The organism is Pseudomonas sp. GW823-FHT03E05 (assembly GCF_058796855.1).
In genome coordinates, this window is sequence record NZ_JBXAJB010000001.1 from 1,343,925 (window position 1) to 1,359,495 (window position 15,571).

8 protein-coding genes are annotated in these 15,571 nt (G+C 62.2%); 2 read left to right on the top strand and 6 right to left on the bottom strand.

The genetic code is table 11. The features are described 5' to 3' along the window. Positions 1 to 76 precede the first annotated feature (76 nt). From AC1RCO_RS05930 to AC1RCO_RS05940, 3 genes are all read right to left on the bottom strand, one after another. Positions 77 to 1,762, bottom strand: coding sequence for a ShlB/FhaC/HecB family hemolysin secretion/activation protein (locus AC1RCO_RS05930; protein WP_492617504.1), 1,686 nt, complete (start codon positions 1,760 to 1,762; stop codon positions 77 to 79). Positions 1,763 to 1,964: 202 nt separating this feature from the next. Then, positions 1,965 to 3,071, bottom strand: coding sequence for a DmpA family aminopeptidase (locus AC1RCO_RS05935; RefSeq protein WP_492617505.1), 1,107 nt, complete (start codon positions 3,069 to 3,071; stop codon positions 1,965 to 1,967). A 101-nt stretch (positions 3,072 to 3,172) separates the two neighbouring features. After that, the gene (locus AC1RCO_RS05940; protein WP_492617506.1) at positions 3,173 to 6,421 is read right to left on the bottom strand and encodes an ATP-binding protein; all 3,249 of its coding nucleotides are present in this window, start codon (positions 6,419 to 6,421) and stop codon (positions 3,173 to 3,175) included. Positions 6,422 to 6,633: 212 nt separating this feature from the next. Between AC1RCO_RS05940 and AC1RCO_RS05945 the strand changes: the two genes are divergently transcribed. Next, positions 6,634 to 7,545 carry an EAL domain-containing protein gene (locus tag AC1RCO_RS05945; protein ID WP_185043282.1) on the top strand — a complete coding sequence of 304 codons (912 nt, stop codon included), beginning with the start codon at positions 6,634 to 6,636 and terminating at the stop codon, positions 7,543 to 7,545. A gap of 94 nt (positions 7,546 to 7,639) precedes the next feature. Continuing rightward, entirely contained in the window at positions 7,640 to 11,281 is a 3,642-nt protein-coding gene (locus AC1RCO_RS05950) for a transporter substrate-binding domain-containing protein (protein WP_492617507.1), read from the top strand. A gap of 54 nt (positions 11,282 to 11,335) precedes the next feature. Here the strand turns inward: AC1RCO_RS05950 and AC1RCO_RS05955 are convergent, their stop codons facing one another. From AC1RCO_RS05955 to AC1RCO_RS05965, 3 genes are all read right to left on the bottom strand, one after another. After that, entirely contained in the window at positions 11,336 to 11,965 is a 630-nt protein-coding gene (locus AC1RCO_RS05955) for a response regulator transcription factor (protein ID WP_065364027.1), read from the bottom strand. A 99-nt stretch (positions 11,966 to 12,064) separates the two neighbouring features. Next, positions 12,065 to 12,931: a fimbrial protein gene (locus AC1RCO_RS05960; protein ID WP_065364026.1), complete on the bottom strand. Its 867-nt coding sequence runs from the start codon at positions 12,929 to 12,931 to the stop codon at positions 12,065 to 12,067. Positions 12,932 to 13,093: 162 nt separating this feature from the next. Continuing rightward, complete coding sequence (locus AC1RCO_RS05965; protein WP_401332748.1) at positions 13,094 to 15,565, bottom strand: fimbria/pilus outer membrane usher protein; 2,472 nt, start codon at positions 15,563 to 15,565, stop codon at positions 13,094 to 13,096. Positions 15,566 to 15,571: the final 6 nt, after the last annotated feature.

Sequence of the window (15,571 nt, forward strand, 5' to 3'; positions counted from 1 at the left end):
CGGGTAACAGGCTCGGCGGTGGTGGCACCTCCTGGTTCAGGGCTGGAAGACAGGCCGCTTGGCGAAACGCTATGGCCTAGAAGCGGCTACGCAACGAGAAATCCAGGGTGGGAGTACGGCTGTTGAGGTCGTCGGGCTTTTTCAACGGCAGGCCCAGGGCAATGTCGTAGCTCAGGGCGCTGAAGCTGCCGCGCAGGCCGACGGCGCTACCGATCAGGGTGCGCTCCCCTGACCGCAGGCTGGCGCTGGGCACTACCTGGCCGGCATCCAGGGCCGTGTAGAACTGGCTGCCCCAGCCTGCCGCCACGGCCAGCTCGTTGCGCCAGGTCCAGCCACCCGGGCTGGCCAGGGTGCTGTTGCCATCGAAGCCGCGCACCGTGTAGCGGCCACCGATCTGCAGGTACTCGGTGGGCGGCACCGGCACCGGCGCGTACTGCACGAACAAACCGCTCTGGTAGCCCAGCACGCTGGCGCCCACGCCAAGGGCGCCGGCCACTGCGGCCTTGCCGGTGAAGATCCGGTAACGACCGTTCCAGTACTGCTCCTCGTAGACCGCCCCCGGCGCTGCGCTCATCCCGGGCAGGCTGCCGCGCAGGCCGAGTTCGAAATCCAGGGTGCTGGCGTTGCATTTTTCCCGGTGGGCCATGCTCAGTTCATAGCCGGTGATGTCCCGGTAAAGCTGGCCCAACTCGGTGTTGCCGACCCAGGCCCGGTCCTGGCGACGCACCAACCGCCCCTGCAAGGTGCCCCGGCTGTGGACCGAGCGGTAAGTCACCAGGCTGAGGCCGGCATCCAGACGTCGGGTCCTGGAGATGAACCCCAGGCGCTGGTCGGCGTCTTTGAACAGTTGCTGGCGGCTGCCCCACTCACTGGCGCCCAAGGACAGCGCGGTGTAGCCCAGAGGCAGGTTCCAGGCCAGGCTCCTCGACCAGGAACCCAGGCTGTGGTCGGCGAATGCGCTGTCCGAACTGGCGGTCAGTAGCAATTGGTCATACAGGGCCAGGGGCGAATCGATCGCCAGGATGGCCCCCAACTGATTGCGCCCGGTGGCGTCGATGCCGGCGTTGTCCAGGGTCAGCATGCCCATCACCCGGCGTACCTCCTCGGGTTGCCGGATGACGATATCGGTGCTGCCCAGGGCCGTCCCCGGAATCAGGTCAAAGGCACTCAGGGCCTGCCCCGGCAGGCGCCGCAGGTTTTCCAGGGCCTGGTCCAGGTCGCGCACATTCAACAGTTGGCCCTGGCCGGCGGGAAACAACGGCCGGGCCCAACCGATACCCTGGGGTTGCTGTTCAATAGTGCCGATCCGCCCGGCGATCACTTGGATCAGCAGGCGTCCGCCGGCCAGGTCCTGGGCCGGAATGGCGACTTGAGTCGTAAGGTAGCCACGCAGTATCAGTTGCTCCGCCAGCCAATGGCGCAGCAAGCCCAGGCCGTTGCCGCCGACGCACTGGCCAATGATCGGCGAGGTAGCGGTCATCCAGGCAAAGGCCTCGGCGCCCTGCCACTGCACCGAGCGGATCAGCACACAGGGCGACTCGGCCGGCAGGCGCAGCGAGCTGCCGGCCACCGGGGCCTGTTCGGCAAGCATGTCCACCGGTTTCAAGGCCTGGGCCTGCAAGGCTTCCAGTTGCTGGTCCTGATGCCGCGAGCCATTGCCAAGCGAGCCCAGGGCCGGCGCGCCCAGGCCCTGTTCCAGAGGGGCAAGCAGCACCAGGGCGATCAGGCCGCGCAAGGGCCAGGGGCCTTTCCATCTCGACAACTGAGGTCTCTCCGCAGGATGACAATGCAGCCCCGTCCGATGAGGGTTGGAGGCATGTCAGGGCAATTGCGGCGAAGTCTAAGAGTGGATGTTGCGGCCCCGGAATAAGAGTGGGAGACAGCGACTCAAGGAATAATCGTCAAGACTGTGCAGATAAATCGAGCATCCGGTGCACAGTCTCAACCCCGTGTGCCTGCTCCTGTCACTGGCCCCGTGGTCGCCAGCCGACCTGTTCCAGGGCAGCCAGCAAGCGTTCGGGAGTGAGCGCACGGGCCTGGCTGCCACAGCCCGACAGATCGCGAGCGGCCAGCATGGCGTTGAGAATGGCCTCTTCCACCGCATCGGCGGCCGCCACGAACAGCGCTGAAATGTAATCGTTGTTGACCATCTGCAAGGCGCTGGTCGGGGCACCGGGGTGGCCGTGATTGGCCACCGGCAGGTTGCGATTGCCCACCGAAAACGCCAGGAAGATGTCTCCGCTGGAATCCTCGGTGCCTCCCCCGACCCGCGCCAGGCCGATGCTGGCCCTCTGCGCCAGGCGCGTGCACTGGTGTGGCAGCAGGGGCGCATCGGTGGCGATGGTGATCACGATCGAACCCATGCCGGCCTCACCGACCGAAGTCGGGCCCTTGAACGGTGACGCCACGTCCCCCAGTACCGTGCCCACCGGGTAGCCGGCCACCCGCAACGCTTCGCGCACTCCATAGTTGGCCTGTACCAGGACGCCCACGGTCCAGCCACCCTGCTCCTGGCTCAGGACCCGCGAAGAAGTGCCGATACCGCCCTTGAATTCGTGGCAGATCATGCCGGTGCCTCCTCCGACGTTGCCCTCCGCCACCGGCCCGGAACTGGCCTGGCTCAGGGCCGCGTGGAGGTGTTCGGCCGTCACGTGCTGGCCCCAGATATCGCTGAGCACGCCGTCGTAGGTTTCCAGCACCACCGGCATGCACCAGTAAGTATGTTGCCTGGCCATTTCTCGCTCGGCCGCCACCAGGGCGTCACGCACCACGCCAACGCTATGGGTGTTGGTGTAGGCAATGGGTGTGGCCAGCAAGCCGGCCTCGCGGATCCACTCCAGGCCCGTGGCATCGCCGTTGCCATTGAGCACATGGACCCCGGCGAAGCACGGCTCCAGGTGGGCCGAACCGGCCCGCGGCTCGATCACTGTGACGCCGGTATGGATCGACGCATCGGCGGTTTCCAGGTTGAGGGTGTGATGGCCGACACGCACCCCCGGCACATCGGTAATAGCGTTGTAGATGCCGGGGGTACCGGTGCCGAGGGTGATGCCAAGGTCGCGTATACGCATGGTTGCGGTCTCCACTGTCGAACAATCAAGGGGTCGAAGTGTAAGAATCCGCACAACCGCTGACGATTACCCCGTTGCATTACCCCCGGCGGGTTAGCCGCTCAGAGCTGGCTGATCAGCCGCTCGACCCGTTCGATGAATCGCTGCAACTGGCCCTCATCCAGCCTGGCACCATGGCCGCCCACCGAGGCTTCAAGGCTGGCGCAAACCAGGATCAGGCTCTTGGCCTTGCCCACTGCCAGGGCACCGCGAATGCGGTGCAACTGATCCATCAGCTGCACCTTGTCGCCCCCTGCCAGCGCGGCCTTGAGCGCCTCCAGGTCCTGGCCGATGGTGAGCTGGAACAGCTCCAGCATGCGCTCGGGCACGCGCAACGGATCGTCCTGGGGTAGGCCCGTTGCCTGGACCGCGTCGGCAACCACGTGCTGCAACGGGATCTCGATGGCCGCCTTGAGACACAAGTAAAGCCCCTGGATATCAATCGGCTTGGTCAGCCAGTTGTTCATCCCGACGCGGATGCAGTGCTCCCCCTCCTCGCGCAAGGCGTTGGCAGTGACACCGATGATCGGCGTGTCCAGGTTGCGTTCGCGCACGCTCTGGGCGAAGGCATAGCCGTCCATGAGCGGCATGTTGACGTCGGTGAGGATCAGGTCGTAGGCCTGCTGGTCAAGCAGGTGCAAGCCTTCGATGCCATTGCTGGCCACATCCACCAGGCAGCCGATGGTTTCCAGCTGTTCCTTCATCAGCAACTGGTTCACCGGACTGTCCTCGGCCAGCAGCACGCTCAGGCCCAGCGGTTGTCTGCTCGCTACACCGGGCGTGGTGTCGGGCTCGCACACCTCCCCCGTCAGCGCCATGTTCAAGGCCTGGAGGATGGCCGGCAGGCTGTGCTGATTGACCAGGATGTCCTTGCCTATGACCTGAGGCTGAAGATTGAAATCGTGCTGGGCAAAGACCTTGGTTCCGGCCCAGTCCAGGCCGGCCAGGGCTTCAGGCATCACCTCCAGCATGACATCGGGCATGTCGCCCAGAGCCTCGGGCTGAGTCGACACCCGCGCCCCGTGCTGCTGCAACCAGGCGCCGAGGCTGGCGCTCAGATCGGCGAACGGGGTACGCAGGTGTACGCGCTTGCCCTGCAGGCGCAGGTCCACCGGGTCGGCCTCCTCGGACTCCGCCAGTTCAAGGTCGAGGGCGAAGCTGAATGTGCTGCCCTGGCCCTCTTCGCTGCTGAAACTCAGGTGCCCCCCCAGCATCTGGCTGAGGCTGGCGCAGATCGGCAGGCCCAGTCCGGTACCGCGTATGTTCGGCTGCCGGTTGTCCCGCTGGTAGAAACGTTCGAACAGGCGCGCCTGCACCTCCTGGGGTATGCCCGGCCCGCTATCGGCCACCTGCCATTGCAAGCGAGCCCGGCCCGTTGCGCACTGCACCTGGCTCAGGCGCACCGCCACCCGCCCGTGAGCGGTGAACTTGATGGCGTTGCTGATCAGGTTACCGACGATCTGCCGGATGCGCAGGCTGTCCCCCAGGACCTCCACCGGCAACGGCTGGTCGATGCAGGCGTACAGCGCCAGGCCCTTGCTCGCGGCCATGGCCGAAAAGCCCCGCAGGGTTTCTTCCAGCAGCTCCCGTGGGTTGAACCTGACCGATTCAGGCACCATTTGCCCGGCCTCGATCTTGGACACATCCAGCACATCGCTGATCAGTTGCAGCAGCACCGTCGATGAACTGTCGATGGTGCGCAGGTAGGCGCGCTGACGCTCGCTCAGGTCAGTCATCGCCAACAGCTCCAGGGTCCCCAGGGCACCATACAAGGGTGTTCGGATCTCATGGCTGACGGTGGCGACGAAGTTGCTCTTCTGCTCGTTGGCGGCATCCGCCGCGTCCCGGGCCATGATCAGCGAGGCCGCGGCTTCGCGGTGCGACGTGATGTCGGTAAAGGTGCACAGCAGCACATCCTCACCCTGGTAGTCGGTGGGCGCAAAACGCACGTACAAGGAACGCGGTCCGACTTCCAGGCAGCCTTCTCCAGAAATCGGCCGGCCCTGGTCGAACATTTCCCAGTGCTGCATCAGCAAACGCAGGTCCGTGGCTTCTCCCAGCCAGGCCCCATACAAACTGTTATGCGTTACCGGCTGCAGCGTCGGCCCCCTGACCACACACAACGCCAGCGGTACGGTCTGCAGGATGGAGTGGTTGAAATCATGGGTAACCAGCAATTGCCGAAAATCGCTGCCGGCCGGTTCCACCACCCGCCGCCGATACCACTCGATCACTCCCCAGCCACCGAAGACGCACGTCAGCAGCAGCCCCAACAGGCTCAGCAGCGGCCAGAATCCGTTCTCCAGCAGACTCTTGTAGCTGATCCGGTACAGCGCCTGCCAGGTGCCCTGGGTACCGGCGCTGCGCTTGATCAGCAGCCCCGATGCGCTCAGGTGCAAGCCGTTCTGATAGTCCCGGATATCACTGTCGGCAGCGCCCACCAGCAAGCGCCCGTCGGGGGCCAGCAGGTCGATGGACTCGAAGTCCGGCCGCTCATAGAACTGCCTGTCGATCCGCTCGCCGAAATCGTTGAGCTCACTCAGTTCCAGCAGGGTGGCTGCCACCACCTCACGTGGCGCACGCCCCGCCACCCGGTACTCGTCCGCCGTCTGATCGAGGACATAGGCCAGCAGGGCCTGGCGCCCGTTCATCATGAACGGCTCGGCGGGGCTCCAGCGCACGATCAGATCGCTGTTTTTCGGTGGGTCGCGGCGGATCGCCGCCTTGACCCGGCTCAGCACCGGCAACAGGTCGGGCTGCGTAGCGCCAACCTGCTGCGGCTGGGTTTCGATCCAGGGAATGGCGATGTCGAAGTGACGGTCCAGGTCGAACAGGAACATCTGTGGCGCGGTAAAGGACGAACCGATCCAGAAGTCGCTGTAGACATTGGCAAGGCCCCGGGCCAGCCCCAGTTGCCGGTTGATGACCCTGGGGCCCAGGCGGTCGGTGTGTTCGGGCAGGACCACGGACACCTTGGTCAGGTACTGCGACGCCAGGCCCTCGTAGATGCGCACATCACCCTTGGGCATTTCCGTGAAGATATAGCCCTGGTAGTCGGTCTCGGGCCGGTAGGTGCTGGAACCGCTGCTCTTGATGGCACGCAGCAAAAAGGTCTCATGGTCGTTGGCCCGGGCCACCAGGCGCAGGAAGTGGTAATTGACCTTGACCAGTTCACCTCGCATCACCTTGTAGGTCGCCCAGTAACCGGCACTCACGAAAAACACCAGTAGCAGGAAGGAAATCACCAGGCCGAGGTTCAATCGCAGCGACACACGCTCCAGGCGCTTGACCCTGGATTGTCTATAGACCATGGGAGGGTGAACCGGCGAAACCTGCTGTTTGTTGCATCTCATGCTCCCCAAAGGTCCTTCATCAACATCACCCCGCACCCGCGAGGGTCACGCACACTACCTGAACTTGTTGCCATTGTAGGAGCGGTCCTACATTTGTCATCGAAAACGCCGACTGACAGTCTGATCGAGCTACGCCAATGTGGGTAGACCGTATTGGATCGTCGAGCGCCATGAAAAACTCCTTCCTCAACCGCACCGCCTTGCTTGACCGCGCGCCTGTGCCCGCGGCGCGGCGAGCGCAACACGGGACGCCCAGATCCGACGCCGGATCTTTCAGCCCTGTACCACTGGCCGCCCCCAGTGCCGATGAAGTGCTCCTGGGCCTCAGGCGCCACGAGTTCGTCGCCTATTACCAGCCCAAGCTGTCACTGCTCGATGGCAGGCTGGCCGGAGCCGAAGTCCTGGCGCGCTGGGACCACCCCGAGGCGGGGATACTGGCACCGGAGCATTTTCTGCCCGTGATGTGCCAGGCCGGCCTGGTGCACATGCTGTTTGCCCAGCTCTTCGAGCAGGGGCTGCAATTGCAGCAGATCCTCGCCGAACTGAGTGTGACCATGGAGCTGGCGTTCAACCTGGAGCCCCAGCAATTGAGCAACCCAGGGTTCAGCAAGGGTGTCAGCGATCTGTTGCGCGAGTACCGCTGCCCGGCCGAAGGCATCATGTTCGAACTGACCGAGACAGGCTCCATCCACTTGCCCGCCGTCAGCCTGAAGAACCTGCTGCAACTGCGGGTGCTGGGCTGCGGCTTATCGATGGACGACTATGGTAGCGGCTTCTCTTCGCTGCAGCGGCTGTGCGACCTGCCGTTCAACCAGATCAAGCTGGACGCCTCGTTCGTGCGCAAGCTGGACTCCCATCCCACCTGCCGCAGTGTGGTGGAAAGCACAGTGCGGCTGGCCGCCACCCTGGGCCTGTCACTGGTGGTCGAGGGAGTGGAGACACCAAGGCAGATGAAGCAGCTCAAGGCCCTGGGTTGCCCCGTCGTCCAAGGTTTCGCCATCGGCCGGCCGATGCCGGAGCAGCACCTGATCAACTACTGCCTGCACAACGCCCGCTCGCGACGTTCCATAGCCTCTGCCTGAGTTGCTTGCCCATGCCTTGCGATCCATGGAGCCCGCGCCCCTTCATCTCACCCCCCTAACCGACCGCTTTATCCCTGGTAGTCGTCCTATGTTCATGACCAAGTCACTGATCACGTCCTGCGTGTTTTGCCTGACCCTGCTGCTCGCCACCCGCAGCCACGCAGCGCCCGTGCCGGACCACCTGCACCTCACCAGCCAACTGGCCAGCGAGCCGCAGAAACTCCAGCTGGACGCCGAGGACTGGGCCTGGTTGCGGGAGAAGCGACGGCTGGTGTTGGGGGTCGCCGGGCCTTCCTCCCTGCCCATGGATATCATCTACAGCAACGGTGACTACGAAGGGGTCAGCGCCGATGTGGTGGCCCTGCTGAAACAGCAGTTGAACATCGAGATCCAGGTACTGGGTTTCGATGACGCCCAAGACGCTCTAAGAGCCCTGCGGGCCGGCAAGGTCGACCTGCTCAGCCGCGCCAGCGACTACCAGCGCCAGACTCCAGCCACCGCCCTGAGCTTGCCCTATGCGCAGAACGCGCCTTCGCTCTATCGACGCCAGGGCGATGAGCGAAACCTGCCCGAGGACCTGCGGGGGATGACCATCGCCGTGGTCCAGGACTACCTGCCCGCAGAGCTGTTTCGCAGCCACTTCCCCGAGGCGCAGATTCTCAGCTACAGCAGCGCCGCCCAGGCCATGGCCGCGGTGGCCTTCCAGGGCGTTGACGGTTACATCGGCGACTCCCTGAGCGCCCACTATCTGATCAACCACAGCTTCTTCAACTACCTGAAATTCAGCCGCTTCATCGACCTGGAATCCGGGGGCTACGGCTTTCTCCTGCGCGCCGACGATCAGCGCCTGATGCACATCCTCAACCGCACCCTGACCTCGCTGGGCGCCTTGCGCATGAGCTTTATCGTCAAGCGCTGGACCGGTGGAGGCATCGTCATGCCCGAAGACCGGGTGGTCCTCGACGATCAGGAGCGGCGCTGGTTGGCTCGGCATCCGGTAGCCCGGCTAATGATCAACGACGACATGGCCCCCTCCGCATTCTTCGATGCCGACGGGCGCTTCAACGGGGTGATCTCCGACCTGTTCGAGATCATCACCCAGCGCACCGGCCTGCGCTTCGAGGTGCAGCGCACCTCCAGCTTCCAGGGCATCCAGAAAGCCTTGCGCAACGGCGAAACCGACCTCGCGGTGCTGACGCCGAGCATCGAGCGCGAGGAAGCCTTCCGTTTCACTCACCCCTTTGCCACCAGCTCCTTTGTCCTGGTCACTGCCCAGGGCCGGCAGGACATCGCCAGCCTCGCTGCGCTGTCCGGGAAACGCCTGGCCATCGCCCGGGGACATGTGCTGAGCGCCAGCCTGGGCGTCGATTACCCGCAGATTCATCTGCTACGCCCTTCCAACAACCTGGAGGCAATGAGCATGGTGGCCAGCGGGCAGGCAGACGCCGCCGTCATGGCGCTGTCCATGGCGCGCTACTACACCGCGCGCCTGTACGAAAAGAAACTGCGCATCGCCGCCATCCTCGACGGCGATGCCGCCACCGCCAGCTTCGCCATGCGCCGCGGTGACACCCAGCTGCAGTCGATCCTCGACAAGGCGATCCTGAGCATCCCGCCCGATGAATTGAACGCCATCACCATTCGCTGGCGGGCCAATGCCGCGATGAGTGGCCAGAGCTGGCGCGACTACGGGCGGGTAATACTGGAAATTCTCGGCTGCGCTCTACTGGTGATGACGGTGTTCATGATCCGCATCTTCCAGCTGCGCCGGCAGATCCGCCGGCGCCTGCTGGCAGAGAAAGCCCTGAGCGACCAGTTGCAGTTCCAGCGCACCCTGGACGACTCCATGCCCATTCCCATCTACGTTCGCGACCGCAAGGGCCGCCTGCTGTCCTGCAGCCGCAGCTATATGCAGGCGATGAACCTGCGTCAGGACCAGGTACTGGGCAAGACCGCCCTGGAGATGCCCATCGAGCACTTCGAGGTGGCCCTGGCCCTGCACAACAGCTACCTGCAAGCCATGGACAGCGGCATCACCATCGAGCGCCAGTATCAGATCGTCATTGCCGGCAACAGCCTGTGCATCGAGCACTGGATCCAGCCATTTCGTGACTCCTCGGGCACTATCAAGGGAGTGATCTGTGGCTGGCAGGACATTTCCGAACACCAGCGCCTGGTCCACGACCTGCAACAGGCCAAGGGCCAGGCCGATGAAGCGAACCAGGCGAAAACCCAGTTCCTGGCCACCATCAGCCATGAAATACGCACCCCCATGAGCGCGGTGATCGGCACACTGGAGCTGGTCCTGAAACGGGCCGATCAAGGGGTGCTCGACCGCTACCACATCGATGTCGCCCACAGCGCGGCGAAGAACCTGCTAGAACTGCTGGGCAATACCCTGGACATCGTGCGTATCGAGTCCGGGCGCCTGAGCTTCTTTCCCCGGCGTACCCGCCTCAAGGAACTGCTGGAGCCCGTGGCCCGGGTCTTCGAAGGCCTGGCGCAACAGAAGAGCCTGGAACTGCTGTTGGAAATGGACGCGGGCAGCAATCTCGATGTGCTGATCGACCCCATGCGTTTCAAGCAGGTGCTGACGAACCTGGTGAGCAATGCGATCAAGTTCACCGATCAGGGCCGGGTGAGCATCCGCCTTGAAAGCGCACTCGATGGCGAGCAGATGCTCGACATCAAGTTGCAAGTACAGGACACCGGCCGAGGCATCTCGGTGGAGGACCGCCAGTTGCTCTTCCGGCCTTTTGCCCAAGTGGCCCAGCCCTCCCTCGGTGGCCAGGGCGGCAGCGGTCTGGGCCTGGTGGTATCGCGCTCGCTGTGCGAAATGATGGGCGGCGCCCTGGAGATGCTCAGCGCCCCAGGCAAGGGAACCACAGTGACCGTCACCCTGCGCCTGAAAGTGCTGGAGCCGGTGCCCGAGGCCCCCGCGCCGACAATCAACAAGCTGCGGTTCGCAGCACAGCGGGCGACCCGGGTTCTGGTGGCTGATGACAACACCCCCAACCGGCAGATGCTGCGGGCCCAGTTGGAGTTCCTCGGCTGCCAGGCGGTGGAAGCCGAAAACGGCGTGCAGGCCTTGCAGCTATGGCAGCAGAAGGCGTTCGACCTGCTGATCACCGACTATCACATGCCACAGATGAATGGCGTTGAACTGGCCCTGGCCATTCGCCGCGAGGAGCATGAGCAGCAACGCCCGCGCACCCTGATTATCGGGCTGACCGCCGATGCCCAGCAGGAGGAAATAGAGCGCTGCATCAATGCCGGCATGCGCGACTGCCTGATCAAGCCGGTGAGCCTCGCGACCCTGGAGGAGCGCTTGTCGACCTTGCTGCCCCAGGACCAGGCCCAGACACTGGCCTACCAGGAATCTCCGCCGCCCGCCGCCATCCTCCAGGCCCATGGCGATGCCAGCCAATCCCTCAACAAACTGAGCTGCAACCCGACACTTCAGGAACAGTTCCGCCTTGAACTGCTCAAGAGCAATCGCCGGGACCTCGAGGAGCTGCGGTGGTTGTGCGAAGAGATGAATGTCAACGCCCTGGTGCGCCTGTCGCATCGTATCCGCGGCAGTGCAGCCATCATGCGCAATACCCGGCTGACACAACTGTGCAAGGACCTGGAGCAGGCTTGCACGGAACACAATCCGGACACCTTGCCCGGCAGAACCGCGGAGCTGGAAGCCGAGCTGCTGCGGATCGAAAAGGCTTTCGCCCTGCCGCACTGAAGCCCAGGCAAAAAAAGGCCGGCGCAGGTTCTCCTGCGCCGGCCCTGCCGGGGGTCACACCAGGCCGTTGCGCTTGGCCAGTTCCACCATGGCGATCAGGTTTTCCACGCTGAGTTTCCTCTGCAGGCGCACCTTGTACGTACTGACCGTCTTGTGGCTGATCATCAACTGCTGGGCTATATCCTGGTTACCCATGCCACGGGCCAGCAGCTTGAGCACGGTAATCTCGCGATCGGACAGCTGTGCCAGCTTGAGGCTTTCCTGAGACGCAGCCTGGGAGTTGTCCCGCAGCATGTGAATCGTGTTCGCCGGAAAATAGCTGTATCCGGCCAGTACCGCCTTCACCGCCCCGGCCAGTTCATCGAGGCTGTCGTCCTTGCACACGAAACCTGCGGCTCCCGCCTGCAGCGAGCGCATGGCAAAGTTGCGGGCGTCGCCCGAGGTGAGGATCAGCACCTTGGTGGAGATACCGATGGAGGTCAGGTGCGCAATCACCGAAAGACCGTCCATCTTGGGGATGCTCAGGTCAAGCACGATCAGGTCAGGCAGCAACTTGCGGATGATTTCCAGGGCATCCACGCCGTTGTCGATTTCCGCCATGATGGTATGCCCTTCACTTTCGAGCATGACACGCACGGCCATGCGCATCAGTGGATGATCGTCGACTATGACTATGTTGCCCATGATTTGGTTGTTCCTGATTTCTTGACTCGGTGGATGATGCCGTAGGCGACTTGAGAATAATAGTGAATGCATGGCTTGAAAAAGATTATGCAAAACAGGCTAGTCACTAGTGACGGTAACTGAAACTGCCGCATTGCCTGCTCCTGGGATTACCTTGTCTTCGGTGCGGATATAACGAACGTCAAGCACTTTACTGATGTCTGTGGTGCCGGCCGGCGTATAGCCAATAACATTACTGGACGAGACGCCTAGATTAAGGAGCTTCCCGGCATTCATCAGTTGCAAGGCGACTCCCGAAGGTTGGGTGGCGTGAGTAGTAAATGTCAGGTTCGACGAGTTATTCCAGGGGGTGGCCATATCAATCATATTGACGCTGATTCTATTGCTGCTCATGCTGCTCTCGCAGCCTATATCCAGGCGGACTGTTCCCGCGTCCACCGTTGATCCTCGAACTGGCAGCGCCGATAAACTGATTTTTTTCAGTTTCACTGGAGCATTATTATAAAGCTGGCAAGTTCTCGCCATGACCAGAAATGAAAAGTCCAGCGCCTTGGTTCCCCAATAACCGAAATTAACCGAAGGATCACCATTGTTGTAACTGAGCAGCCCGGCAAACAGATCTTGCCCGGTGATGCTGTACAAGCCCGGAAACAGCTTCTGCGACGGGGAGTAATACCGCACATAAATGATCATCCCGAAGCCGGCAGTTCCTGTGCTGCTAACAGATACGGGCGTGCGGTTCAGGTCGCCCAGAGGGCGAGCTATATTATCCGGACCAGCAGCCTTGGCGATGAACATCACATCAGCGGAACTAGTCTTGTAAAGCTTGTAGTTGGCGCCCTCGAAATAGAGGGTCTTCCCCGAATCGCCCGCGGTTGCATAGATGTTGTTAAAGTACTTCCCATATGCCACCAGACCGCTACAGGACACCAAGACCGTTGCTGATGCCCAATAACTGGAGAGCATTCCTGTCGCTCCTTGCGAGACTTCCGGTATCGCCGGTTGGAGCGTCTGGCCGAGCACCTGAGAACATCCGGCAATGGCGTACGGGACACCCCCCAGAACTATGCACAGCCATATTTTTGCAAAAAAAACACAAACCAGCTTCATCCACTTACCTCGAAGCCATCATTGGCTACTTGAACTAATTACTTCAGTGCTCGCCATCAAGGCCTTCGGAGTACTGCAGGAAAACTCAAACTTTTCGTAAATCATTTCTTTGTTCGCCGCGGGCAACTCATAATTCACCTTGCAGTGCTTTGTACCCCAGCGAACATCCAGCTCACCTTTATCCCCGATACCAAACAGCAACAGCCTGGACAAGTTGTCGACGACACCCAGCAAGTTTCCCTGGGAGTCATAGGCCTGAGCGCCAAATGGTATTTGCTGGCCATCTACTGTGCGCAGGTCGAACTGCAGGCGGCGCCCGGACGTGGACTCGAAGCGACTCTTGACTACCGCACCCCGGGTGGGCACCACCATGCGCGAACTTTCTTGTATTTCTACATCACTGCCCAGGGTGTCGCTGTCGAGGCTGATCCAGTTGTAGCGATAGGGTTGTACATAGGGAACGATGGCATAACCCTTGTCATCGGTACGCGTGACAGCGCTGCTATCGACCCCTACCCCCTTGACCCCGGATACCTCGACCAGGGCAAAGGTTTCCCCCACCGAGGGGCCCAAGGTGATGCCATTTGCGTGGGCCACCAGCGAACCCGCAGCGCCCAGGCTCATGTGCTTGCTGGCGGAGCCTTGGCCGTAATTGCCGCTGACCTTCGCTGCGGGCCCATCCCAGCTCAGGTCGAGGTTGGCGGAACGTCCACCCTGCCGGCTCTGGCTGCCCTGGACCGAGTAGTTCCAGGCATTTCGCTGATCCAAATTGCCCGAGACTCCAGTCTGGACCGACGAATCCCCCTGGGACGACGACGTCACACTGCTATAGGCCCGCTGGTGCCGGCCCGAGCCACCGAATGGCACGCTCAGCGATGCGCTGAGCTGGTTATCGGCGCCCTGCTCCATGCCCTGGCCTTCTGTACGCGACAGGGCCAGGTTGTAGCTGACGTCCAGATAGTTACCGTTGTAGCCGAACTGCCAGCGCCGGGTACTGCCCTGACGATTCCAGTAGCTGGTTTCCCCCATACTGGCGAACAGCGAACCCGATTGCCCCAGGGGTTGGTTGACGTTCAGGTCAAAGCGGCTTTTCTGCCGTCCGTAATGGCTCCCACCGACGTCGCCGGACTCCTCCACATGCTGGCTGAAGGTCCGGTAGTTCTCGGTGGAGTAGCGATAGCCAATCATGGTGAAGCTGGTATCGGTGGTGCCCAGGGTCTTGGAGTACAGAGCGCGGGCACTCTGCCCCCGGCTCACCTGGCCCCGCAGGCTCTCGGAACTGGATTGGGTCACGTCGAACGACACCCCGCCCCAGGGCGAGTTGATGCCCAGCCCCAGGTTCAGGGCCTTGTACCCCGTGGCCGCCAGGAGGCCGCCGTAACCGGTGAAGTTGTCGCTCATGCCATATACCAGGGTGCCTTGGCCGAATCCTGGCGCAGCCTGGTCATGGTTCTTGTATTGGCCAGCGGCAACACTGTAGCGAGCACTGCCGTTGCGGATCATGACCGGCAGATAGGAATAGGCCTGTGAATACTGCCGTTCGCGACCGTCAGCCTCGATGATCTTCACCACCAGGTCACCGTTGGAGCCACTGGGATAGATGTCCTGGATCTCGAAGGCGCCCGGCGAGACGCTGGTGGAGTAGATGACGTAGTTGTTCTGGATCACCTCCACCGTGGCGTTGGTCTCGGCAATGCCACGCACCACCGGTGCGTAACCGATTTCCTCATCCGACAACATGCTCAGCTCGGAACTGAGCTGCACCCCGCGAAAACGCACGCTGTCGAAGACCTCGCCCTGGGTGTACAGCTCTCCCGCTGCAAACCGGCCGTTCAGAGAGGCAACATCCCGCTCGATGTAGCTGCGGTTGCTGCTGAAGGTGTCGCGCACACCGGTGTAACCCGACACTGAAGACTCGTTGCGTAACCGCCAGGCACCCAGGTTGAAACCGTTGCGCAACCCCAGGAAGCGGTAGTCGTTGTGGTAGCCCTGGCTGATATTGCGGTTGAAGTTCAACTGATAGTCGGTGAAGAGCGCGGTAACACCATCGTCCCACAGGGAGCGATCCACCGAATGACCGGCACCGCGCTGGATGTAGGCCTGGGGCACGCTGATCTTCAGGGCCAGAGCGCTGACATCAAACTCGACGCTGGCACCACTGACCAGCCTGGCAACGTCGATGATCGATTCATCGCTGCTGTCGGTAGCGATGAGCCGCTCTTGCGCAAGCCGCGAAGTATTGATGCCCATTGCTTTTAGAGTGCCCAGACTGATCTGCGGGCGTACTTCAGGCGAGTTGCCTGTTGCAATGAAGGTGACACTCTGCCGAACTACCATCGCTTGATTGAGATAGATATCGACGTTGTAGTTTCCGGGGGAAATACCACTACCCGATTCGAAGTACTTCAACTCTACCGGGGCTCCACCCTTGTTCAGGAAAACCTCATTGAACTCTACTGACAACGCGGCCACCGGCGTGGCCATGCTCATGAAAAA

Excerpts from the sequence above, each read along its gene's own strand:
- AC1RCO_RS05935 (WP_492617505.1), bottom strand. The coding sequence starts at position 3,071 with ATGCGTATACGCGACCTTGGCATCACCCTCGGCACCGGTACCCCCGGC.
- AC1RCO_RS05940 (WP_492617506.1), bottom strand. The coding sequence starts at position 6,421 with ATGGTCTATAGACAATCCAGGGTCAAGCGCCTGGAGCGTGTGTCGCTG.
- AC1RCO_RS05945 (WP_185043282.1), top strand. The coding sequence starts at position 6,634 with ATGAAAAACTCCTTCCTCAACCGCACCGCCTTGCTTGACCGCGCGCCT.
- AC1RCO_RS05950 (WP_492617507.1), top strand. The coding sequence starts at position 7,640 with ATGACCAAGTCACTGATCACGTCCTGCGTGTTTTGCCTGACCCTGCTG.
- AC1RCO_RS05955 (WP_065364027.1), bottom strand. The coding sequence starts at position 11,965 with ATGGGCAACATAGTCATAGTCGACGATCATCCACTGATGCGCATGGCC.
- AC1RCO_RS05960 (WP_065364026.1), bottom strand. The coding sequence starts at position 12,931 with ATGCTCTCCAGTTATTGGGCATCAGCAACGGTCTTGGTGTCCTGTAGC.
- AC1RCO_RS05965 (WP_401332748.1), bottom strand. The coding sequence starts at position 15,565 with ATGAGCATGGCCACGCCGGTGGCCGCGTTGTCAGTAGAGTTCAATGAG.